22 protein-coding genes and 1 pseudogene are annotated in these 21,861 nt (G+C 37.7%); 8 read left to right on the top strand and 15 right to left on the bottom strand.

What is annotated here, in order from left to right; all coding sequences use genetic code 11:
- Positions 1–23 precede the first annotated feature (23 nt).
- The gene (locus tag AAJG31_RS18235) at positions 24–1,625 is read right to left on the bottom strand and encodes a Na/Pi symporter (protein WP_279496385.1); all 1,602 of its coding nucleotides are present in this window, start codon (positions 1,623–1,625) and stop codon (positions 24–26) included.
- Positions 1,626–1,849: 224 nt separating this feature from the next.
- On the opposite strand from AAJG31_RS18235, the gene AAJG31_RS18230 reads away from it, so the two are divergent.
- Complete coding sequence (locus AAJG31_RS18230) at positions 1,850–2,467, top strand: 3-ketosteroid-delta-1-dehydrogenase (RefSeq protein ID WP_048394346.1); 618 nt, start codon at positions 1,850–1,852, stop codon at positions 2,465–2,467.
- 38 nt (positions 2,468–2,505) lie between these two features.
- On the opposite strand, the gene AAJG31_RS18225 is transcribed toward AAJG31_RS18230, so the two are convergent.
- The 3 genes and pseudogenes from AAJG31_RS18225 to AAJG31_RS18215 form a co-directional block, all read right to left on the bottom strand.
- Positions 2,506–4,119 (bottom strand): GNAT family N-acetyltransferase, encoded by a 1,614-nt coding sequence (locus AAJG31_RS18225; RefSeq protein ID WP_279495962.1) that lies wholly within the window; start codon positions 4,117–4,119, stop codon positions 2,506–2,508.
- Between the two features lie 133 nt (positions 4,120–4,252).
- Positions 4,253–5,941, bottom strand: a complete 1,689-nt coding sequence (locus AAJG31_RS18220; RefSeq protein ID WP_279495964.1) for an FAD-dependent oxidoreductase — start codon at positions 5,939–5,941, stop codon at positions 4,253–4,255.
- Positions 5,942–6,173: 232 nt separating this feature from the next.
- Positions 6,174–6,391, bottom strand: a pseudogene (locus tag AAJG31_RS18215) (alcohol dehydrogenase catalytic domain-containing protein); the annotation flags it as partial.
- Positions 6,392–6,599: 208 nt separating this feature from the next.
- Here AAJG31_RS18215 and AAJG31_RS18210 point away from each other — a divergent pair.
- Positions 6,600–7,286 (top strand): zinc transporter family protein, encoded by a 687-nt coding sequence (locus tag AAJG31_RS18210; RefSeq protein WP_231595704.1) that lies wholly within the window; start codon positions 6,600–6,602, stop codon positions 7,284–7,286.
- Between the two features lie 40 nt (positions 7,287–7,326).
- On the opposite strand, the gene AAJG31_RS18205 is transcribed toward AAJG31_RS18210, so the two are convergent.
- The gene (locus AAJG31_RS18205) at positions 7,327–8,385 is read right to left on the bottom strand and encodes an S-layer homology domain-containing protein (protein ID WP_279495966.1); all 1,059 of its coding nucleotides are present in this window, start codon (positions 8,383–8,385) and stop codon (positions 7,327–7,329) included.
- Between the two features lie 433 nt (positions 8,386–8,818).
- Between AAJG31_RS18205 and AAJG31_RS18200 the strand changes: the two genes are divergently transcribed.
- Positions 8,819–9,718, top strand: a complete 900-nt coding sequence (locus tag AAJG31_RS18200) for a 3-hydroxyacyl-CoA dehydrogenase (protein ID WP_048394338.1) — start codon at positions 8,819–8,821, stop codon at positions 9,716–9,718.
- A gap of 50 nt (positions 9,719–9,768) precedes the next feature.
- On the opposite strand, the gene AAJG31_RS18195 is transcribed toward AAJG31_RS18200, so the two are convergent.
- Both AAJG31_RS18195 and AAJG31_RS18190 read right to left on the bottom strand, forming a co-directional pair.
- Positions 9,769–9,960 (bottom strand): hypothetical protein, encoded by a 192-nt coding sequence (locus AAJG31_RS18195; RefSeq protein WP_004228187.1) that lies wholly within the window; start codon positions 9,958–9,960, stop codon positions 9,769–9,771.
- A gap of 3 nt (positions 9,961–9,963) precedes the next feature.
- Complete coding sequence (locus tag AAJG31_RS18190) at positions 9,964–10,512, bottom strand: sigma-70 family RNA polymerase sigma factor (RefSeq protein WP_279495968.1); 549 nt, start codon at positions 10,510–10,512, stop codon at positions 9,964–9,966.
- A gap of 173 nt (positions 10,513–10,685) precedes the next feature.
- Between AAJG31_RS18190 and AAJG31_RS18185 the strand changes: the two genes are divergently transcribed.
- Positions 10,686–10,841 (top strand): YvrJ family protein, encoded by a 156-nt coding sequence (locus tag AAJG31_RS18185; RefSeq protein ID WP_082148167.1) that lies wholly within the window; start codon positions 10,686–10,688, stop codon positions 10,839–10,841.
- 421 nt (positions 10,842–11,262) lie between these two features.
- On the opposite strand, the gene AAJG31_RS18180 is transcribed toward AAJG31_RS18185, so the two are convergent.
- Positions 11,263–11,760 (bottom strand): GNAT family N-acetyltransferase, encoded by a 498-nt coding sequence (locus AAJG31_RS18180; protein ID WP_279495972.1) that lies wholly within the window; start codon positions 11,758–11,760, stop codon positions 11,263–11,265.
- A 108-nt stretch (positions 11,761–11,868) separates the two neighbouring features.
- Here AAJG31_RS18180 and AAJG31_RS18175 point away from each other — a divergent pair, with 108 nt between their 5' ends.
- Positions 11,869–12,447 (top strand): DinB family protein, encoded by a 579-nt coding sequence (locus tag AAJG31_RS18175; RefSeq protein ID WP_279495974.1) that lies wholly within the window; start codon positions 11,869–11,871, stop codon positions 12,445–12,447.
- Between the two features lie 76 nt (positions 12,448–12,523).
- Here the strand turns inward: AAJG31_RS18175 and AAJG31_RS18170 are convergent, their stop codons facing one another.
- The gene (locus AAJG31_RS18170; protein ID WP_279495976.1) at positions 12,524–12,862 is read right to left on the bottom strand and encodes a hypothetical protein; all 339 of its coding nucleotides are present in this window, start codon (positions 12,860–12,862) and stop codon (positions 12,524–12,526) included.
- 169 nt (positions 12,863–13,031) lie between these two features.
- Entirely contained in the window at positions 13,032–13,880 is an 849-nt protein-coding gene (locus AAJG31_RS18165) for a pyridoxamine kinase (protein ID WP_279495978.1), read from the bottom strand.
- A 178-nt stretch (positions 13,881–14,058) separates the two neighbouring features.
- Between AAJG31_RS18165 and AAJG31_RS18160 the strand changes: the two genes are divergently transcribed.
- Positions 14,059–14,613 carry an ECF transporter S component gene (locus AAJG31_RS18160; RefSeq protein WP_004228177.1) on the top strand — a complete coding sequence of 185 codons (555 nt, stop codon included), beginning with the start codon at positions 14,059–14,061 and terminating at the stop codon, positions 14,611–14,613.
- Positions 14,614–14,743: 130 nt separating this feature from the next.
- On the top strand, positions 14,744–15,184 hold the full coding sequence (locus tag AAJG31_RS18155) for a cell wall hydrolase (RefSeq protein WP_004228176.1): 441 nt from the start codon (positions 14,744–14,746) through the stop codon (positions 15,182–15,184).
- A 70-nt stretch (positions 15,185–15,254) separates the two neighbouring features.
- Here AAJG31_RS18155 and AAJG31_RS18150 read toward each other — a convergent pair whose 3' ends face one another.
- Both AAJG31_RS18150 and AAJG31_RS18145 read right to left on the bottom strand, forming a co-directional pair.
- On the bottom strand, positions 15,255–16,511 hold the full coding sequence (locus tag AAJG31_RS18150) for an MFS transporter (RefSeq protein WP_279495981.1): 1,257 nt from the start codon (positions 16,509–16,511) through the stop codon (positions 15,255–15,257).
- 134 nt (positions 16,512–16,645) lie between these two features.
- The gene (locus tag AAJG31_RS18145) at positions 16,646–18,106 is read right to left on the bottom strand and encodes an amidase (RefSeq protein ID WP_279495983.1); all 1,461 of its coding nucleotides are present in this window, start codon (positions 18,104–18,106) and stop codon (positions 16,646–16,648) included.
- Between the two features lie 130 nt (positions 18,107–18,236).
- Here AAJG31_RS18145 and AAJG31_RS18140 point away from each other — a divergent pair, with 130 nt between their 5' ends.
- Positions 18,237–18,968, top strand: a complete 732-nt coding sequence (locus AAJG31_RS18140; RefSeq protein WP_279495985.1) for a helix-turn-helix transcriptional regulator — start codon at positions 18,237–18,239, stop codon at positions 18,966–18,968.
- Positions 18,969–19,150: 182 nt separating this feature from the next.
- Here the strand turns inward: AAJG31_RS18140 and AAJG31_RS18135 are convergent, their stop codons facing one another.
- From AAJG31_RS18135 to AAJG31_RS18125, 3 genes are read right to left on the bottom strand one after another with little or no spacing between them, the layout of a single operon-like run.
- On the bottom strand, positions 19,151–20,047 hold the full coding sequence (locus AAJG31_RS18135; protein WP_279495987.1) for a hydroxymethylglutaryl-CoA lyase: 897 nt from the start codon (positions 20,045–20,047) through the stop codon (positions 19,151–19,153).
- A 19-nt stretch (positions 20,048–20,066) separates the two neighbouring features.
- On the bottom strand, positions 20,067–21,422 hold the full coding sequence (locus AAJG31_RS18130; RefSeq protein ID WP_004228168.1) for a tripartite tricarboxylate transporter permease: 1,356 nt from the start codon (positions 21,420–21,422) through the stop codon (positions 20,067–20,069).
- On the bottom strand, positions 21,419–21,859 hold the full coding sequence (locus AAJG31_RS18125; protein ID WP_048394316.1) for a hypothetical protein: 441 nt from the start codon (positions 21,857–21,859) through the stop codon (positions 21,419–21,421). Before AAJG31_RS18125 ends, AAJG31_RS18130 begins: the two co-directional genes overlap by 4 nt.
- Between the last annotated feature and the right edge of the window lie 2 nt (positions 21,860–21,861).

Genomic DNA, 21,861 nt, shown 5'->3' with positions numbered 1-21,861 from the left:
CAAACGTAAGACGAGCATTCCATTTATTCAACTGTTACTGTATTTTTTTCTGTGTCAATATGACGACCTTTCTTAGTCACGGTTTGGTACTCTGCAAGACGAGCGGTCGTACGCCAATAGTGATAGACAAGTCGATCAATCCACAGCAAAGTCTCCACTTTCGATACAGCTGTCTCTAACTCTACCACATTTTCAACAGTGTGCTCAAAGTATGCGTTTCGTTTATCACGACGCACCGTAGCCATTTCAGAGGAAGTAACCTCAAGCAAGGTAGCAATCTCAGGTAGACGTTCATCCTCATCAATGATTAGTAGTACTTTTTCCAATACCTCTAACCACTTTTGGGTTAATGTCTCCTGTAATTGAAAGGCATTTGGATGTTGCTCACGTAATGCCTTTGACAAACGATATAAGTGGTCTAAAGCATGTAAAAGGGCAATATGCTTATACCGTTCTTTTTGAGAGGAAGATTGAATAGCATCCATAAATAAACGTGTTTTTTCGATTGCCTCATCTATTTGAGCCAATCTACTGTCTGTTTCAGCTGTGCGTTTTTTTCCTTGAATAAGGGAAACGAGTACTGTCGTCATTTCCTTAGTAATATCTTGCAATGTATTAAAGGATACCTCTACAGCAACTCCAGGTAGTTTGGCAACACTACTATCTAAATTACGAGTTAAATAATTTCCTTTTTCAGGGATCATTTTTTCAATGGCCTTTGCAAAAGGACGAACAAATGGCACAAAAAGTATCGCGCCAATCACACTAAATAATGTATGGAAAACAGCAATGCCGAGTGTTTCATCAAAGCTACCATTGATGGATTTCGTGACAAACTCTGTAAGAGCAAACATAAACCTTGCACCCAATGTCACTAGTATAGCAGTGACTACATTGAACATTACATGTGTCACAGCTGTTCGTTTTGCAGCTGTTGATGCACCAATCGCAGCAAATAACGCTGTAGCTGTCGTCCCGATATTTTGACCAATGACTAAATAAGCAGCCTGTTCAAAATCAATAGCACCTGCATATAAAGCTGTTAAAGTGGCCGCTATTGCAGCACTAGAAGCTTGCATAATAACCGTCATGATAAGACCCAAAACAATTAAAACTAGTTTTCCACTAATAGAATTTGCACTAAATGCATCGAATGGAATTTTATCTTGTACCGCAGCCATTCCTCCCTGAAGAACATCAATACCTAAAAATAATAAGCCAAAACCAGTCACTAGCCCTCCAATTGCTTTGTAATCACGTGGTGCGAGCAATTGGACAAATACACCAAGCGCAATAAAAGGTAGTGACATTGTCTGCATATTGATCTTAAAGCCGATTAATGAAATAATCCAACCAGTACTCGTACTCCCGATATTGGCGCCAATAATAACGCCAATCGATTGGACAAATGTAAGAAGTCCAGCACTGACAAAACCTATCGTAATCAAGGTCGTGGCCGTGGAGGATTGTACAAGCATTGTCATAAATGTACCAGATAGTACCGAGCTAATGGTCCCACCTGTAAAACGATTGAGCCATTTTTTCAAGGCATCTCCTGCCAATTCCTTTAAACCGTTTGTTAGCATCGTCATTCCAAGTAAAAATAAACCTATGCCCCCAAGCACATTGATCAACCTATCAACACTCCCTACTAAAATTGTATCTCTCTTATGAAAGCTCCTTTTTAAAGGAGTTTTATTCCCCAAACATTCTTAATAGTACCATTATTAATTTTGAGAAAATAGGGATATTTCCCTGCATTGTACAAAATCATCCATTATTTTACGAAAAACAATGTGATAATTTTTATGGTAGAATAGAATAAATAATTCTTTAGGAGATTTTCAAAATGATTTTAACAAAGCAAGAAGCAATACAAGCACTTAAAAAGAACAAATTCATCGGTTTTACTATTACAACGGGTAATATTATTATGAAAAAGATTAATAAAACCGAGTATAATATTTTTGTTTTCGAAGAAGGAAGAGAAAAACCATTACGCTATGTAGGCTCTATCATGAACGTGATGGCGACAATGAGCGATAAAGCTTCTAAAAAAGATTTTGTAATTGTTGAACAACTACCAGCAGGAAACAGCGCTAAAGAAACTCAATCTTCTGAACAAGAAGCAACGACAGAGGAAAAAGTAGCACCACATGAAGAAAAGCCTTTAGTTGAAGGACAAGAAGAAAGCCGTGCGATTGCTGGCTATGAAGGCTTATATGAAATGACGGCAAGTGGTCGAATTATTACAGTAAGAGAAAACCGCCCATTGGCTCGCTGTAATGATGAATATGGCTTCCATATTGCGCGCTTAACAAAGGACGGCAAAGCATCTAGCCATAATGTCTTTGAACTTTGGAAACAGACATTCCCAGAGCTGGAGCACACTCTTTTCAGAGGTGCCTTAAAAGCCAAGTATGGTACAGGCTGTAAGCTAATTGATAAACCTGGTATTCATTTTTAATGAAACACCCTCAGCAAATATGCTGAGGGTGTTGTTATTTAGATATCGTATATTTTTTGCCACTTGAAAATCTTTATTATATTAATTTTAGCTACTTTATGGAAGCCTGCCTGCATGAGCTTTCTTCGTCTGGTTCTCTTATACCAAGGGACTATTGTACAGACTGCTCTCCCTTCCCGTTGCACATCTGCAACGATCTCCTCTAGTCGCAAGCTATCATATTCTTTTATAAACGACATATTGTCTGACAGCTCATAGGAATAGTTAACCGTTTCTTCGGCTACCGTTTGATCGTGTCGCTTATAGATGACATGATCGCTATCTGCAAAGAGTCGATAGCCCTTATAGAAATCTGTAACATTTTTCGCTCGATCCTTCGTTGTCATGATGTCTTTCATTGATAATTCTTGAAATCTCACATTTCCGTTACTCTGTTGTTGCTTTGCAATATAAACTTCTAAAATATGAATGGCTAGCATTCGTTGGAACATTTTTGTAAAAGCTCTTAGCCAATCTTTCGTGCTTGCATGCTTCAGAAAATAACGCAGTTCTCCTAATCGGTCTCGCTTCAATTTTACTAGCTGATGATTATTCGTTAATAGCCCTTTTAGGCGATCACGCATGACCATCCATAATCGAATACTACGCTCTTTAACTCCTTTTGTACTCATTACAAACTTCCTAGTAAAATCAATATGTGTATACCATTCAAACTTATATGGCTCATAGCCACTTCCTAAGTCATAATAACGATAGCCAGCTTGATGTGCTCTTAGCATATTCTCTTTTTCAATGAGGCGTCCTGGACCAAATAGATTAAAATCTGGCTCATGGCCCATTGCCTGACAAAAATTGCGCTCTCTACAGCATAGGTCAATTGTAAAAGCAATCCACTGTCCTTCAAATTGTAAGCTATCGACTTCTACGCGAAGCTCCTTACTGTTGCTTTTAGCTAGCTGCTCATAAAATAGACGAGTTTGCTTTTCAGTAAAGCCACTTTTATCAATTTTCTTTTGCCATCTTCTCTTGAACAACGTAAACATGTCTTGTAGATGATTGTGATTCACTTCCTGAAAGGTGAGATGACCAAGAGACTTTAATTTGTTTTCACGCCGTTTAAGGCTTTTGAATTTCTTGCGATGCTTCTTTAGAAATGTTTCCATAGGAATGGTTTGGAAATCAATATAAGATGTGACAGTTCGAAAAATCGAATGAGGCATCTGATATTCAATCGCATATTTTTCTAATTCTTGAGAGGTATTTTTACTTTCTAATAATCCATGTAACACGATTAAATAACGCTTATATTTTCGTGAAAACTCCTTCAAAAGAAACGTAATCGAAGGTTCTAACCACTCCTTATCAGCAATCACTTCCATATAGGTCGCAAAACCTTGTCCTAAAAAGCTGAAATAATGGATTGTACCAAATCGTACAGAATGCACTAACGGAAAAAAGGCCACTGCTATACCTTGATGCTCCACTATGTAAATTTTGACATTGTCATGAATCCCGAGCGTTGTCCACCAAGTTGAAATCCATTCATACTCAATAAAAGGGTTATTATTATACTCTTTTTCAAGAATCTCTGACCAAATGCTCCGATAGGGCTCTAACTCTTCGATAGTCGTTATGAGTTTATAAGCTAGCAATGAACTAAATCGCTCCTTTTCACATGATCATCGCCATACATTTAGTAGCCACTATATTCCTAGCAAGAAAGTATTAGAACATTACACCAACGTAAAAACCCCTCCTTATTAGAAAGGAAGGGCTTCGTTTCATTTACACGTTTACAAGTGATACCTCATCTTTTGTCACTGCATTGGCCATATGTGCTGTCGCCACAAAGCTTAGTGTCATACCAGGCCCAATGGTTGCGCCTGGGCCAGGATACGTTTCCCCCATGATAGACGCTGAACAATTGCCAGAAGCATACAACCCCTCAATGGGTTCGCCATTCTCCTTTATTACACGAGCATATTCGTCTACTACGAGGCCACCTTTTGTGCCGATGTCTCCAGGATATAGACGCAATGCATAGAATGGTGCTTTCTTGATTTCTGCTAAATTTGGATTTGGTAGTGTCGGGTCCCCGTAGTAATTATCGTAGGCACTATCTCCTCGATAAAAATCATCATCATGTCCGTTCCGCGCAAAGTCATTAAAACGATTCACCGTTGCTACTAGGTTCTCCGCTGGCACTTCCATTTGTTTGGCAAGCTCTTCAATCGTTTCCGCACTTTTTGCAACTCCATGCTCAAACCAACTTTTCGGGAATGCCTGTCCTGGGAACAATCCTGTAAAAATATAACGGCTTTTAGCTGAAGCATCAATTAATATCCAGGAAGGAACTGCCTGCTGTGTGACCTCTTGATGCTTATACATCGTATCCACGAATTCATGATATGGAGCCGCTTCATTGACAAAACGTTGCCCTGCACTATCCACTACAATCATATTGGGCACGCCACGATCTGCCACAAGGAAGAATGGATGTCCTTGTGGATCAATAACAGAAGGTGCTCCCCATACTTTATCCATTAAATCCAACGTTGCACCAATTTTTACGCCAGGTTCAAGGATGTCACCTGTTTGACCTTCTGGAGAAGAAGTCCATGCAGCATTCGTAGGACTTGGTAAATACTTTTCACGAAGTATCTGATTATGTGAGAAGCCACCTGATGACAGAACAACACCTTTCTTTGCCTCAATTTTAAGCTCTTGTCCATCTCGTTCCACAATAATTCCAATTACTCTTCCTTTGCCCATAATGAAATCTTTAAAGGCCGTTGATAGCCAAAGCTCACCATTTGCTTCTGCAAGGGAGAGGCGTAAACGTGCAATTAAAGCTTCTCCTAAGGCTACTGGATCGCTCTTAGTCACCTTTGACTTGACTAAACGCGCCCCTAATTTCAGTGCAGTAGTTTTACCTTTTAGCGTCCGGGTAATCATATTCACTTTATGAAACTCGTAGCTATTCATCGTGAAGCCTTTTGTTGATAGAGTTGCACGACGCATAGAATTTGCTAAAGAGCCCATTTTTGTTAAATCGAAAATAAGTGGTTCAATGGAGCGTCCCTGTGACAACCCACCTGGTTTTTCTGGATAATAATCCGAGTAGCCTTTTGCATATTGGAAGCGCATATGCTTTGTTTTATTGTATAAAAAGCGTAACATTTCAGGCCCTCTCGTAATATAAGCTTCCTTTAGCTCTTCTGGCACACGATCACCGATTGTTGAATCTAGATATTGGCGTGCAAGTTCATGTGTATCTGGGACACCTGCACCTTTAATGATATGATTATTAGGAATCCATAAAGCACCGCCTGAAATAGCAGAAGCACCACCATAGCGATCTGTTTTTTCGATCACTAATGATTTCATTCCTTGTAACTTTGCTGTTAAACCTGCTGTCAATCCCGCTGCACCAGAGCCTACTACTACTACATCATAACTAGCATCCCATTTCATTCAACCATTCCTCCCTATATGAGCTAAATCGATGAATCCATCCTTTCTATTAAAAAGTATAGAATTAAACCAATATTCAGTCAATTTAAACCATTCCCTATTTTTCCACAAAAAAAGGAGCATACTCACTCGATTTAAGGGTTTAGAATCACCTTTATACAGTTATCTTCCCGTCCACAAAATATTTCATAGGCTACTTGCTTCTTCTAATGGCAATTGATATGTAATGGTACGATACATTAAAAGGCAAGAGGACACGGTCTCCCTTTTTCACTTTTGTCACATGCTCTTACCTATTACATAATTCTTATGTGACAGAATAGCGCCTTGGTAAATATGCAAATCAGTTCCACGAAGAGCAGTAGAAGTGATTTTCACAATAATATCGGCCTTCTTTTAACAGTTGGACCCTCTAATATCTTTATTTCCATGATAGGTTACAGCCTTCACGACAACACTCCCTTTGCATAGTATCATCACAACAAGCATATATTTTCGACTCTATTCTTTCCTTCGCTAACCTGCAGTATGCACATCTTTGTCATGATCGTTTTTATGCAGGCAATTCAATGTCAAGCATATTCATTTCTACTTAGCATATAGTTTGAAAAAGGCATTAAGTTGATGATAGGGCGGAGGAATTTTACAGGTGAGTGCAATGATACTTGGCGGTTTTCTATTTTTCAGTGTGAGCATTGGGGGCGCGATTGCCTGGATTTTCTCTAAGCTATTTCAGCATACGACACAGGGGTTATCATTATTGTGCGGAGGTTTTTTAGTAGGCTTGCTTGTGCTAGATATCATCCCTTCTTCCTTTCAAATCTATCAATCATTTGGGATTATATTAGGTATTTTTATTGGTTATTTCATCTTCCAACTACTAGATACCTTATTTCATGCTTCTCATGCACAGAATCCCTCTGTCTCTCTATTAACACTAGCTATGATTATCCATACAATACCTATTAGTCTCACTGTTGGAAATTTACTTGGAAATGCTGCATTAAGTATTTCTCTCACAGCCTCCATTATTCTTCATCATGTTCCAGAGGGATTTGCATTATCTACTGCACTCATCTCTCAAGGTGAAAGGCTTTGGAGACTTTTCATTTATTTCTTCATCTTCTCTATTTTCTTTAGTATTTTCATCTGGTTTGGTCAGTATTGGGCTTTACCAGACAAAGCACAAGGGATTTTAATGGGCATTTCGATAGGATTGATTGCTACAGCTAGTATTTCTGAATTCATTTTGCATCAGCTACAGAAAGTCTCATTTAAAGCATTTTTTATGTATCTCTTTCTAGGTTATTTCCTAAGCTATATTTTCCATATACTTGTTGAATAACAAAGGGATGTCTCCGCGCATGAGACATCCCTTTCCTCTTTTATTCTTCTTCACTAACTAGCATTAAAGTAAGCGTTAAAATTTTAGAAACCTCTGCCCGAGTAAGATTACCTTTTGGGTTAAACTTACCATTCGTACCATTTAAAATACCTAGATGTTGCAATAGACCGATAGCCTCTACTGTTTCTTGACGCATTTGATTTTTATCTGTGAATGAATTGTTTTTGCTCACTTGCGCAACATTCACTTCCATACCTTCTAAATACCTAGCAGTAATATAGGCCATTTCCTCTCGTGTAACGGGCTTTTTCGGCTCAAATTTTTCACCATTGAAAATATCGATTAAGCCATACTCCTCAAGAATCGCTACCTCCTTAGCACCCCAGAAACCACTAAGATCAGTATAAGAAGCAGGACCCTCATAATCTTCATTCACATTTAAGCCAGATGCACGGAAAATAATAGCCGCCAGTTCTCCACGCGTCACTTGTCCATTTGGATTAAACATAGTAGCCGTTGTCCCATTAATGATATCTGTTTGATATAGTAACTGAATATAGCTTTCAGCCCAATGACCAATAGCATCCTTGAAATATCCACCTGCTTTTAACTCAACGTCGGCACGATCAAATACCTGTACCATATCATTTAAATCTTCTGCACTAACTGCTTCCCATTTGCCAGCTGTATATATCTCACTCTTATAGTCATTACTAGTTTGTGTAATTTTTATTTGAATCGCAGGCCCAAATAACTTCTTCAGTTCTTCATAGTTTTCCTTAAACTCTTTTTCTCCCTCAGGATAGAGGTTTGTACCATCTTTGTACGATTGAAGAATCGCCTCTAATGAAATTTTCACTGTAATACTATTTTTTGTTGTAACAATCGACACTTCATTATTTTCAAAGCCTATTTTAGATAACAAAAGCATTTTATAAATATCTTGATAGGGCATGGCTTGTAACTGACTAGTGGCTGCAACATTCTGCTTTGGATGGATTATATTTTCCACATTTACTACATCCTGTGCATACGCCTGTCCACCAACCCCTGTAAAACATGCAATACTCAGTGCACCAGCTAACATTATTTTCTTCACTGTTTTTCCCCCTTCAATTCATAGATTCAGTGTACTAAAACAACAGTTTATAAATCTATAAAAATATGGGAATTAAACAATAATTATATAAAAGACCCATTTTTAACACATTATAATTTTCCTATTTTACTTTTGAGTTTGAAACTAGTTTAACAGAAGGACAAATTACTTAATGCTATCTACAACAATTACATATGTAATTAGATTTATCTCTTAAATGAGGGCAGCTTAAAGGCTGTTCTTTGTTATATTTCTTTAACAGCGGGTACATACTTGAAATGAAACTTCTTTCAGAGAACTTTATATTTATATAATATCAGAGGCTTTCATTTGATTTTTATTCAACGGTAGAAGTAGTATGGAGTTGTAACGAAGGATTCTCTACATATCCATACTATTATATTAATGTAACAATTCCAAAGGAGGAATTTCGATGAATTATCAAAACATTACGGTTGCAGGTAGTGGTGTATTAGGAAGCCAAATTGCTTATCAATCTGCTTTCAAAGGTTTTAATGTAACAGTGTATGACATTAACGATGAGGCATTAAAAAATGCACAGGATCGTATTACAAAATTAAAACCATTTTATCAACAAGATTTAGGTGCTTCACAAGAAGAAGTGGATGCAGCCTATGCACGTCTTACTTTTAATAGTGACTTGGCGCAAGCCGTTGCCAATGCTGACCTTGTTATAGAAGCAATCCCTGAAGTTGTGAGCATCAAAACAGAATTTTACACGAATCTTGGAAAAGTAGCACCGGCAAAAACAATTTTTGCAACAAACTCGTCTACTTTACTACCAAGCCAATTTGCTGAAGCAACTGGCCGTCCTGATAAATTTTTAGCTCTTCACTTTGCTAATACAATTTGGAAAAACAATACTGCGGAAATTATGAAACACCCTGGTACAGATATGAAAGTATTTGATGAAGTGATTGAATTTGCACGCGCCATCGGCATGGTACCACTACCATTGCATAAAGAGCAACCTGGCTATATTTTAAACTCTTTACTAGTTCCGTTTTTAGATGCAGCAGAATCTTTACTTGTAAAAGAAGTGGCCGATCCAGAAACAATTGATAAAACATGGATGATTGGTACAGGCGCTCCACTTGGACCATTTGCTATTCTAGACATCGTTGGCATTAACACTGCCTATAACATTGTGGAAGCGAAAGCAACTGCCACTGGTGATGAAAACATGAAAAAATTAGCTAACCTCTTAAAAACAGAGTACATCGAAAAAGGCAAATTGGGCCGCGCAACAGGTGAAGGCTTCTACACATATCCAAATCCAAGCTTTGCAAAACCAGATTTCTTAAAGGGTTAATGATTAAAAAGAGCAATTGTCCTTCTTAAAAGGGCATTGCTCTTTTTTTATTATACAAAAAAATTCCAAAAACTAGGTGTGTTTTCAAATTCTTTCGTTGTCAGCTTTTCAATAATTTTCAGCTTAATCTCCTGCTCCAAGTCTTCTCTATCCTGGTAACTTGTTTGATGAAGACACTGCTTAATTTTTGGCGTAAAATTTTCGATAATTATTAGCATCTCCTCATTCATATTGTTCTGCATTGACTAAATCTCCTCCTTTCTAATAATATGATGAAGCTTCTTTAAAGCCTTTCGATGCAGGTTGGATATATTCTGTGGTGTTGTTTGTAATGTTTCAGCGATTACTTTTATAGAATAGTCTTTGACATAAATCATTTCTAAAATTTGCAGTTGCTTGTCTGTTAATTTTTGCAAGCCTTTAAAGAGCTGTTCATTTTCAATTTTTTCTAATAATCCTTCTTCTTCGCTCTCTTCGTCTCTTATACCATCGTCCATTAGACCACTATCTACGACTAATAAAAAGCGATTTTGCAATCTTCTCTTTTTTTTATCGAAATCCAAGCTAAAGAAATAAATTAAATTGCTGATATATTTTATTTTCTGTACCCTTTGATAATGAGCTTGAAATGTTTCATCAACCATTTTCAAATTACAATCATTGGGATATAAGATTGCATGTTGTACCAAATAAAGATTTTGTGCATCTGCCAAAAAACTTCTGATAATTGGGTTTTTAACCTGTTCTCTATTTCTGTAAAAAAACTCTTCTATTATTTTGTACTCATTACACATTCGCATCACTCCTATATATTCGCCTTCTTGTTCATTAAAGTGAATATCATATATCTATTATAAACCAAAAACAGAACAAATGTTCCCTAATTTATTCATTCATATTGATTTTATTAATCGTACGTTCACTTTTCATAACTGTAAGCATCACAATAATGAGGGAGGAAGATGTTATGATACCAATTGAAACTATACAAATGTGGGTTCACCTAATAGGTAATTCAGGTTTCCCTATTGCCATTACCATCTATCTCTTTATGCGTTTTGAGAAGAAAATAGAAAATTTGGAAGCGATCATCTTGAAATTGTTAGATAAAAGGGAAAATTAATAAGCCTATAAAAAAATATACGGCAGCATCCTTTAAAAAGGATGCTGCCGTGTGACTTAAAGATGCTTCTGCATACCATATATGTAAGAACAAATATGTAGATGGGGGGATTTTATGGAGCTTATATTGACCATTTTTCTCATGCTAGATATTCCCTACAATTACTTTCACCATTCATTCCCCATTATGATTGAATACTTGGGGTATCTTGGATTTTGGCTGGCACTCCCATTATCGGTCCTTACTATCTTGCTAAGTCTATGGTTACTTATAAAAAAAGTGGGCATTGTTAGCTCTTTACTTATTCTTTTTATTACGGGGATTCTTTTATTCCTTGCTTTAATTCCATTGTTCCATTGTTACTCATCCTAATAAATTGAAGCCTTTGAAGATGGAAGTCTTCAAAGGCTTTTTAGCATTTTTAGAAATACAGCACCATATAATCCTCATCAAAATATTGCTGCCCTATTTTTAAGGCGTTTCGTTCTGTTCCAAAAACGTGAAAACCTAACGATTTGTATAATCCTTTTGCTGATTCATTGGAAGAAACAACTGTTAAATTAATTTGCTCGACGTCTACTAGTGTCTTTGCTTGATTGATGATCTCTACCATTAGTTGTTTTCCTATGCCCAATCCCCGCTTTTTTGTAGAAACATAAACGGCAAAAATACTCGCTTTATGCTTTAGCTTCATTTTATTTGCTTGCACCAATGTCGCCACACCGAGTAAATCCTCCTGGTCAAATGCCCCAAACGTAAATGTTCCCTGTCCTTCGAGCCTACTTGCAAACGACCCAATTGACAAATCCTTTTCTTCCTCGAAGCTAGCGCCAAAAGCTTCTGGATTTGTTTGCAATCCCTCTAATCTTAAATCTCTATATACTTCAGCATCTGCAGCTGTTAATTGTCTAATTTCCATGCCTTTTCCTCCTATCATACTTTTCCTATTTATCGGCCATAACGATTGGCATTTGATGTACTTTTCCAACAGTAATCCTTAAAATGGAAATAAGGGAGCTGAAAATCTATGGAATCTACTAATATGTCAAAACACTTTCTTACATTACATGCACAACGAGCACACTATCTACCAGCTATTCATTCACTTTCACAGGAAGAACTATGGCGTGTAACACGCGAGGGAAAATGGTCCATTGGTGAACACTTTTATCACCTTTATTTGATTCTCAAAATGCTCCACACAGCAACCAAATATTCTTTATTCCTTACGCCTATCGCTAAAATGCGAAGAAACAAGCCATTCTCTACTGAAATACATGATATTTATGAAGAATATCAATCCAAAAAAGGACATGGAATGCGAGCACCCAGTATTTTGATTCCACCTAAGAAAATACGCTTTGTATTAAACAGTTATGATATCGAGCAATTACTTATCAACGAGACACTTGCTTTGCAAAAGTTAGTACAAAATATAGACGAGGATGTTGCAGGGCATATTGTTTTTCCTGATCCCATTGCGCATTATCCTAATCTCATTCAAGCTATTCAGTTGCTGTCTATTCATGAGAGACATCACTTTAATAGGATGGAAGGGCTTTTAGGAGGAAAGAATTTGAAAGGTACAATTAAAGAAATCAAATAGAGCCAATTTGATTTTATGCCCATCATAACTGGCTCTGGATTTTTCAGTGTAGCAACTTTGTCATGGAAAAATTTTATTAGGAAACGCTACGAGCTCTTTGTTCTAGAACTACACTTAAAATTCCAAACAATAACAGTAACAACACACCCATTAACGTAATATTTGACCATTGTAACCGTGTATCGAATAGCTGAAAAAAGAAGGTGAATACAGGAATAAAACACAATGACATCATGACTAAAAATACTTCACAATATTGAATACCCTTCTGTAATAAATACATTGGTATCAACACACCGATGACTGTCATCAATAAAATCCAACCAATGTTTTCAAGCAAATAAGTAAACATGACATCATATGTAGCGATAAATGAAAGCAAAATGATACCATAAAATCTTTTTGATAAAATCATCGAGTTTGTCCATCCTAATTGACTGAGCTGCTTAGAATAGACTGTACATAATACTGCACCAAGTCTAGACTATTTAATTTTCTTTCAACAAAAAAATCCGTAAAGGTCACTATGAATCTGACATTTACGAATTTTTTATCACTATTACTTATTTTGAGCTTATTAACTTTTACAGCAGCATGCTTAAAAACTTTTCAAAATGCACGCCTGCCTCACGAGGTACTTGCTCCTTCGAAGTAGCTTCAATTGCAGCAGCTAAAAATGTTTCTGCTAGTTTCATTGACTCCATTAAATCTTGTCCACGCATCATGCCGCCCATCATGATGGATGCGAAGAGGTCGCCTGTGCCTGAATAGCTCTCACCATTATAGTTGCGGATACTATGAAAAGACCGCTCAGAATCGACAAACATATTCCCAACATAACGCTTGTCCCTATCACCTGCTGGGGGATTCAAACCAGTAATAATGACGTTTGCTCCAGTTGTTTGCTGTAGCTGCTGACCTGCCTCCTTAAGGGCATGAATATAATCTGTATCATTTTGATAGCTCAATAGCCTTTCATAGGATAAACCTGTAAGCAAGCAACATTCCGTAACATTTGGCGTAATAATATCAGCACACTTTACTAACGCTTTCATACGATCAAGCAATTCACCAGTAAACATCTTATAGACCTCACCATGATCGCCCATTACTGGATCGACAAGCAACGTCGTCTTATTTGAGTGAAACACGTCTAAAAAGCGAAATATATTATCGATTTGCTCCTTACCTGTAACAAAGCCTGTATGAATACCATCAAAGGTAGCTCCAAGCTTACTCCACTCGTCTATAAAAGAGTCCATCTTTGACGTTAAATCTTCACAATAAAAGCTTGAATATCCTGTTTGTGCCGTTAAAATAGCTGTTGGTAGTGGGACTGCTTGCACACCCATCACAGAGAGTACAGGCATCGCAGCCGTCAATGAGCACTTTCCAAAGGACGACATATCTTGAATTACAGCAACTTTTTTCATCATACATTCCACCTAACTCATCCTGCTTTTACTCTCCCCATCGTATCACAATTAGAAAGATGCGAAAATAACCTCAAACTGACCCTTAACTTTTTTATGAAATTGACACTTTTACAATAGTCAGTCCTTTGTTAAAGTAAAAATCATCAAAATATTCATCATAGTGAGGAAGAGACAAATGCAAAATATACAAAGGCCAACATCCTATACAAAATCACGCACAAAAACATTTGATTTAGTCATTACAGCGATTTTAGCAGCACTTGTTTTCGTTGCTACAATGTTTATCAATCTTAAGCTACCGATTGGGCAAGGGGGCCTTATCCACTTAGGAACATCTATGCTGTTTATCTCCGCTATTCTATTCGGGCCTAAAAAAGGAGCACTTGCTGGAGCTATTGGAATGGGTTTATTCGATATCGTAGGTGGCTGGTTAATTTGGGCACCCACAACCATTATTTCACGCGCATTACAAGGCTTCATTGTCGGTAAAATTGCTTGGTCAAAAGGACATAAAGGTGATAATCTTGGGCTGAATATTTTAGGAGCAGTAGTATCAATGCCCGTGATGATTGCTGTTTACTATGTTGGGCAAGCCATTATGTTCAACAGCTGGATTGCCCCGCTGGCATCCATTCCTGGGGACGTCATTCAAAACATCGTAGGCTTAGTTATCGCCATCCCAGTATGTGTTGTACTGAAAAAAACGCCATACTTCAAAAATAATTTTTAATGAAAAACACCATCTTGCTGTTGAACAGTAAAGATGGTGTTTTTTATGGAGTGATCTGCAAAACAACGAATTTCAAGATAAAGTGAAACTAGCCTTGTTCTTTTTCATACTATAAGGTGGAGGTGGAAAAATGCCAAGAGTAAAATACCGTGATGCAGACGTTGCTTTAATGGCAAGGATGATGAGAGCAGAAGCAGAGGGTGAAGGTCAACAAGGTATGCTTTACGTGGGCAATGTCATTGTGAATCGTGCTGTGGCGTCCTGTTTAGATTTCAATGATGTAAGAACGATTGAGCAGGTTATTTACCAGGTACAAGGTGGAAACTATTCTTTCGAAGCTGTTCAAAAAGGCAATATGTTTTACCAACGAGCAAGAGAAACGGAAAAAAGATTGGCGAAACAAAACTTAGATTTCTGGCGAGAACATCCAGCAAAATACGCACTCTGGTACTTCAATCCATATGCACCATGTCCCCCAACATGGTATGGTCAGCCGTTTACAGGACAATTTAAGAATCATTGCTTTTATGAACCTGCTCCAGATACTTGTGCAAGTGTATATATGGGATAATACGTTCAACGTTAAAAAGGGAATACCTCTATTGCAGGTATCCCTTTATGCTTATATTTTATAGCATGGCTTAATCCATCACTCTTAAAAGCTTTTCCTTAAACATCATTACTCCAATCAAGCCAATGATAGAAAATATGACTGGCGAGATGAAGCCATAGTAGTATCCATCACTTACATTGCCTGTGGCAGCTTGAAAGTAATCTAAAATATACCCAAAAATAATCGGCAGCAATGCGGCACTTAGAAAGCCCCCTGTATTGGCAAATCCAGAAACAATGCCTGATTCATTTAAAGGGAAAGTTTGACGAACTGCCGCAAAGGTTAAAGCACTTGCACCATAGCCAAAGCCGATGATAAAGAACAGGACAATGAGCATGAAAATGGACGGATGCCCTTTCAATAAAAGAAAGGCAAACCAACTCGCTAAAACCGCAATATGCACAACAATATAGGGTCTCTTAATTGTACCTAAACAGCCAGCAATCCAGCTCATTAAGGGTGCTCCTATTAGTGCTCCGACTAGACCAATCATAATTAGCTGACTAGCCTCTGACCGTGACATCTCATACATATTGATCCCATATGGTACTGCCCACGAGCTAATAAAGCCAACATACCCGCCAACAACGCCAAAATGACAAAAAAATAAAGCCCATGCTTGCCTGCTTGAAAATATTCTTCGTAATAATCTGGAGCTTTTTTCACGTTGTATTTCTTCAGTTTTGAAGACTGGTTCCTTTGAAAAGATGCGTTTTGTGTTTTGTACGAGCACAAAATAAAGAAGTACACCACATAAGCATAGTAAAAGTCCTGTAGAGAAAAAGGTGATTCGCCAACCTAATAAAAGAATCAATGTAGCAAAAGGCACTGTTGCCAATAAGAAGCCTAAGCTCCCTGTCATACCTGCAAAGCCAATTAATCGTACAAACTCCTTTTTATGAAACCATTGTGCCAAAATAAGCACCATATTCACCCATATGGTGGCATCTCCTACACCAGTAAGTATTCTAGAAAAGAATAGAATGAATTCATGTGTACCTAGACTGTAAAGAATGGTTCCTATACCTGTAAGGATGGCACCAATGATGAGGAAAAGGTTTGGCCCAAATCGGTCAGCTAAAATCCCCATCGGCATTTGCAAACTCGTGTACACAAAAAATTGAATACTCGTCAATAAGCCAATTGTCGAAGCCGTTACCCCAAAATCCTCCATCAATTGATCTGTAATTAACCCTGGAGCAGTTCGCTGACTTGCCATTAACAAATAGGTAAACAATACAGCAACAAACACAATCCATCTGTACTTATGTTGTTGTTTGTCCAATAATCACTACTCCTATTAGCTTTTATGTTATGTATATGAGTTCGAGGTCAGGATAAAACCTGCTTTTGAGGAAGCTTGAAAATTACGACAGAAAGAAAACGCACCCAGTCTACACTAGGTGCGTTCATGCTATATTATACTGCTGGCTGAGGCTGTTCACTGACATGTACTGCTGGTTGACGGTCTTTCCAAGGCATTGCTTCCTCTAGCTGTCTACCTAGCTGTAATAACGTCAATTCATCTGCAAACTTACCTGTCATTTGTAGACCAATTGGTAGACCTGATTTACTTTCTGCTAAAGGCAATGATATGGAGGGCTGACCTGTAGCATTGAATAAATTTGTAAACGGTGCATACGTGAAAATTTGCTCTGTCCATTCAACAGCCGAAATGTTAGGATTGTTGGCATTTAATTCACCAATTTTAGCAGGAAGTGTGCCAATAGTTGGACTCAATAAAATATCATAATCTTCAAAGAAGCCTGCAACTTGACGTGAAACGACTGCATTTGTATGAATAGCTTCCAATAAATCAGCCGCCTTTAATTGACCACCATATTCATAGCATTTCCAAATGGCTGCTTCAATATAGTCTGGAGAAACTGCTTTACTAGTTCCCGCTGCAGCCCCCTTAATCATTTGATAAATATTCGCTGTCCAAATATCGACCGTCGCCTTTGTGAATGATGCTTGTTCATATTTCGGACGCGCCTCTACTACCTCGTGTCCTAGTTCTTTTAATACTTGAACTGTTTTATGAACCGCTTCTATACATTCCGGATCGACAAATGCCCCAGAATTTGTTTCAGTTGTCCAAGCAATTTTTAGCGGGCGCACTGTTTCCTTGATAAGTTGACCATACGGTGCATGTGTTACCTCTAATTTGGAATAGCTCCCTAAGTCAGGGCCTGCTACTTGATCCAATAGCACCGCTGTATCACGAATTGTACGAGTCACAGCGAACTCAATGGCAATACCATTTAAAGGCTCACTATTGAATGGACCAGCTGGAACTCTTCCCCGTGTTGGCTTTAATCCCACTAACCCACTACAGGAAGCGGGGATACGAATAGAACCTCCGCCATCATTAGCATGAGCGATTGGCACAATACCACTTGCCACAGCGGCTGCTGACCCTCCACTCGAACCGCCTGGACTATGATTTAAATTCCACGGATTGCGCGTTGCACCATAAATAACTGCTTCAGTCGCTGCATTATAGCCAAACTCAGGTGTTGTCGTAGTACCTGCTAAAATCAAGCCAGCCCTTCTAAAGCGCGCCATTAATTCACTATCGACGGGTATAACCGTCTTTTCTCCAATACGACTCCCCATACTATGCGGAACACCCTCTGCATGTAACACAAGCTCTTTAATTAAAAACGGAACACCTGCAAACGGCGCATTTTCATCAACTTTCTCAATTGCTTTGTCAGCCTGCTCTTCTAACACACTAACAACTGCATTAATGGATGGATTGACTTTTTTTATTCCTTCTAACGCTAGCTCCTTTAATTCCTGTGGTGTTACTTCCTTTGATTTTACTAGCTCTGCTAACCCAATACCGTCATATGATGCATACTCTTGTAAATTCATATTCTCACCTCGTATAATAGTGATCTTGCAACTATAATGTACTGAATATTCTAAAATTAAGATATTACCCAAAAGGATAATTCTGTTTTAAGTAGAATATAAAAGCATAATAGAGAAATGAGGTGTTTTCATGTTTTTAGAAAATGATTTAGAAAACATTCTTAAAGCGAGCTATCATATTTCAAATATGAATGTGAAACAAAGTAATGAAGGGTTTAAACATGAACTATTGCATACAATAAGTCAGCATCTCGGCTATCACCATATGTTATTTTGGGAAATAGCAAATAATGAGCTAACCGCCCCTGTGCTTTTTAATATAGAGCGTCATACGATTAATGAATATTTACAAAGATATAAAAACTTTGATCCATTACACCCTCAAAATATAAATACACAGCATTCCATTCAGCTAATGAATAGGAATGAAGTTATGTGCCTGCAAAAACAAACCCACTATAAAGAAGTTTTTTTGAAAGAAAATCGCTATGAAGATGAAATGGCCATGTATTTAAGAATAGACAATAAGCTCGTAGCAGTTATTGGCTTTTTAAGGAAAACAGGAGAGAAGCTATTTAATGAAAAAGATATATTAAAGTTAGTGTATTTGAAAAGAAATATCGAAAACATGTATTCCCTCCATCACTATTCACAGCCTTCCATCTTATTTGAAATGACAGAAAGAGAAAAAGAAGTTTTAAGCTTTGTTTTAAAAGGCTTAAAAAATATAGATATCGCCCAGCAATTATTTGTCAGTGAAAATACAATCAAAAAACACCTTCAAAACCTATATAGAAAGTTTCAAGTAACCAATCGTACCCAACTGCTGGCAAAGTGTTTGAAGTATATTGATCATGTTTAGTAGGGTCCTCCATTGAATTCAAAGATAGTATTATTAATTTCCTTTTAATATTCATTTGCTGATTAATTGGCATAAAACTATTTTTCCTCAGTAAAAAAACTGCCCCACCAATTGGTAGAGTGAGTCTAACAATGGGTGGGGCAGTTGTAATTTTGATTCTAACTATAGAGGTGCTCTTTTACTTAATTACTTTGCACTTTATACACTTTACTATCAAGCTGTCTATTTATTGCCTGCTGTAAAAATCGTGTCGCGGTAAATAGTTTTTCTTCATCAATATTCGTTTGGACGCCTAAACGATGCAGGAAATTTACTAAATCATTCGTTGACACATTGCCGCTTGCACCAGGGGCATAGGGGCATCCCCCTAAACCTCCAATAGCACTGTCGTATTTTGTAATCCCCAGCTCAAGTGCTGCAAAGATATTTGCTAAAGCACGGCCATACGTATCATGAAAATGAAGGGCAAATAAATCACTATCGTATTGAGTGAGTAGCTCTGATAAAATAGCCTTTACTTGTACAGGATCCGCTACCCCAATTGTATCGCCGAGAGAAATTTCAGAAACGCCCATTGCTAGATAGGCATCAATGATTCCCTTTACTGTTTGAAGCTTTACTTCATCACCAAACGGACTGCCAAATACAGTTGAAATATAGCCTCTTAACGATATACCTTCACGATTTGCTGCTTCAGCTACAGCTTTTAAATTCTGTAAAGATTGGTTAATTGAAGCGTTTACATTACTTTGATTATGCTCCTCAGAGGCAGAGATAAATAACGCAATTTCATCAACCTTTTGTTGAATGGCTCCTTCTACCCCTTTCAAATTAGGCACAAGAGCTGCATACGTTATTTTTTCATCACGTGCGATTTGCTCAAACACTTCATGATGATCGGCTAAAGCTGGTATCCACTTGGGACTAACAAAAGAGGATACTTCGATATGGCGGACACCTGTTTCACTGATTAAGTTAATCCATTGCACTTTCAAATCAGTTGGAATAAAAATTTTCTCATTTTGTAAGCCGTCACGCGGACCTACTTCTCTAATCTCCACTGCTTTTGGTAAGTTCATCAAGATACACTTCCTTTAATTAAATGCCGAACAGCTGTAGCATAATCCAGCTTGATGCGTAGAATACCATGAATTGCACTCCAGCCCCTACACCTAAAATACGATTTAATAAACCACCAACAGTTGCGACTGTAAATGTTAACACTACTCCTAGTAATTGTGCCTCGTTATAGGCAAGCAAAAATGCTAATCCGATGAACATCGCTACGATTGCTTCCTGGCTAATATATTTCAATACTAATACAGATGCTTTACGTGCATAATTCATCGCAAATGGATAAGCAATTAAAGCGGCTACACTAATACCGATTAACCCAAAAATGAAAAAGTCCCATGAAGACATTAGCGTGTGTAAGTTGTTAACTGGATCTACTGTAAAAATCGGTGGTGCATTAAATAATGGTGATGCTGGTCCAAGTGCTACTGGGCTTAACGGAATACCGAATGCAATTAATGGAATAATCGCTTCAGCAATATATGTCGATTCCGTTACACCATTCATAACAGTAAGACTCGTTGTTGATTTTTTATAGGCACCTTTTGTACGAGAGCCTACAATTTCTCCCATCAATGACGTCATCCCAACAGGACTAAAGACAAATGTAAGGGAGGAAAGAAACGTTGTAATACTCGTAAAAATGGTCTGCCTTTTCGATAAAATTTTAAATGGATTCGGGAAATAGCCTTTCCATGATTTCGTTTCGGGAGCAAGATTATATTGATTTGGCTTACTGCGTGCTAGATCATTTTTAGCAACAGAAGAAGCCGCCATTAAAATATTACAAAACATCGGTCCAATCGCAATTCCTAAAAAGAATGTAATACTTAAATGTTTATCCAGCATCGCGAAGCTAACGCTATCTAAAGCTTTAATGAAAAATGCAAATGGAATAATGATTAAAATACTTGCCCATTTTCCTTTTGAAAAGAATGCGATTAAAATAGCGGCAAGTGTAAAAATGATGCCTGATGAAGATTTAAAAAAGTCGGCAAATTGACCTAAAAATTGACCTAACAATACAGCGGTTGGTAGGGCGATAAATGCACCGATAACACCGCCAGAAATCATTTTACGTAGTGCAACGTGCGGCATGCCTAAACGGCGTAATGTATTGGCATGATCGATTAACGGTACAGCCGTTGTATCCCCTGGAATGCCTAATAACGCAGTTGGGACAGCATGTGTTAAATGCTTAGCTAACACGCCCGCCATGAAAAAGGCGAATACCCCTTCAGGAGGCGCTCCCAGCAAAATAACTAACAATGTAATTGGTACCATAATTGCTGTTTCATCTGTACCTGAAATAAGTCCAATTATAGTAAAGATTGCTGCACCAAGAAGTGCAAATAAAAGAGCTATTACATAAATACTCATTTTTTATCCGCTCCTTTCAAGCCTTGTAAGCTAGAAAGAATGCCAAAATCCTCAAGCTCTTTTTTTGTCACCGGATCTTCCTCGATTAAGCGTATTTCCTCGTCTATATCAATTTGTAAATCCTCAAATGCTTCCTTTAAAGAATGACTAGATGCTTCATCTTCTACTAAAATACGCTTTGGTTTAAAAAGAATCGTATTAATAGCAACAACAATCAGAATACCCGTGATTCCTGTTAACAGTGAATAAGAGTTAATCATCTGAGGGTCTGCAAACTTCGGAAAAACCCACTGACCAAACTGATAGCCTAAAAAGCTTGCGGCAACGCTTAAAATAATTGAAATAATTAACTGATTGCCAGAAACCGTGTCTCCTAAAATTTCAATAAACTTCTTTTCCTCTACATTTTTTTGCTCATTGTATGGAGTATTCGCCATGT

This window comes from Lysinibacillus sp. BS3 (assembly GCF_039614735.1).
GTDB classification, from domain to species: domain Bacteria; phylum Bacillota; class Bacilli; order Bacillales_A; family Planococcaceae; genus Lysinibacillus; species Lysinibacillus capsici.
The sequence above is the reverse complement of the archived record's forward strand: the minus strand, read 5'-3'. Positions and strand labels throughout refer to the sequence as shown.

What these genes read in the sequence shown, in the direction of transcription:
- AAJG31_RS18230 (WP_048394346.1), top strand. Translation starts at nt 1,850, where the DNA reads ATGATTTTAACAAAGCAAGAAGCAATACAAGCACTTAAAAAGAACAAA.
- AAJG31_RS18220 (WP_279495964.1), bottom strand. Translation starts at nt 5,941, where the DNA reads ATGAAATGGGATGCTAGTTATGATGTAGTAGTAGTAGGCTCTGGTGCA.
- AAJG31_RS18210 (WP_231595704.1), top strand. Translation starts at nt 6,600, where the DNA reads ATGATACTTGGCGGTTTTCTATTTTTCAGTGTGAGCATTGGGGGCGCG.
- AAJG31_RS18200 (WP_048394338.1), top strand. Translation starts at nt 8,819, where the DNA reads ATGAATTATCAAAACATTACGGTTGCAGGTAGTGGTGTATTAGGAAGC.
- AAJG31_RS18195 (WP_004228187.1), bottom strand. Translation starts at nt 9,960, where the DNA reads ATGCAGAACAATATGAATGAGGAGATGCTAATAATTATCGAAAATTTT.
- AAJG31_RS18190 (WP_279495968.1), bottom strand. Translation starts at nt 10,512, where the DNA reads ATGTGTAATGAGTACAAAATAATAGAAGAGTTTTTTTACAGAAATAGA.
- AAJG31_RS18185 (WP_082148167.1), top strand. Translation starts at nt 10,686, where the DNA reads ATGATACCAATTGAAACTATACAAATGTGGGTTCACCTAATAGGTAAT.
- AAJG31_RS18180 (WP_279495972.1), bottom strand. Translation starts at nt 11,760, where the DNA reads ATGGAAATTAGACAATTAACAGCTGCAGATGCTGAAGTATATAGAGAT.
- AAJG31_RS18175 (WP_279495974.1), top strand. Translation starts at nt 11,869, where the DNA reads ATGGAATCTACTAATATGTCAAAACACTTTCTTACATTACATGCACAA.
- AAJG31_RS18170 (WP_279495976.1), bottom strand. Translation starts at nt 12,862, where the DNA reads ATGATTTTATCAAAAAGATTTTATGGTATCATTTTGCTTTCATTTATC.
- AAJG31_RS18165 (WP_279495978.1), bottom strand. Translation starts at nt 13,880, where the DNA reads ATGAAAAAAGTTGCTGTAATTCAAGATATGTCGTCCTTTGGAAAGTGC.
- AAJG31_RS18160 (WP_004228177.1), top strand. Translation starts at nt 14,059, where the DNA reads ATGCAAAATATACAAAGGCCAACATCCTATACAAAATCACGCACAAAA.
- AAJG31_RS18155 (WP_004228176.1), top strand. Translation starts at nt 14,744, where the DNA reads ATGCCAAGAGTAAAATACCGTGATGCAGACGTTGCTTTAATGGCAAGG.
- AAJG31_RS18145 (WP_279495983.1), bottom strand. Translation starts at nt 18,106, where the DNA reads ATGAATTTACAAGAGTATGCATCATATGACGGTATTGGGTTAGCAGAG.
- AAJG31_RS18140 (WP_279495985.1), top strand. Translation starts at nt 18,237, where the DNA reads ATGTTTTTAGAAAATGATTTAGAAAACATTCTTAAAGCGAGCTATCAT.
- AAJG31_RS18135 (WP_279495987.1), bottom strand. Translation starts at nt 20,047, where the DNA reads ATGAACTTACCAAAAGCAGTGGAGATTAGAGAAGTAGGTCCGCGTGAC.
- AAJG31_RS18130 (WP_004228168.1), bottom strand. Translation starts at nt 21,422, where the DNA reads ATGAGTATTTATGTAATAGCTCTTTTATTTGCACTTCTTGGTGCAGCA.
- AAJG31_RS18125 (WP_048394316.1), bottom strand. Translation starts at nt 21,859, where the DNA reads ATGGCGAATACTCCATACAATGAGCAAAAAAATGTAGAGGAAAAGAAG.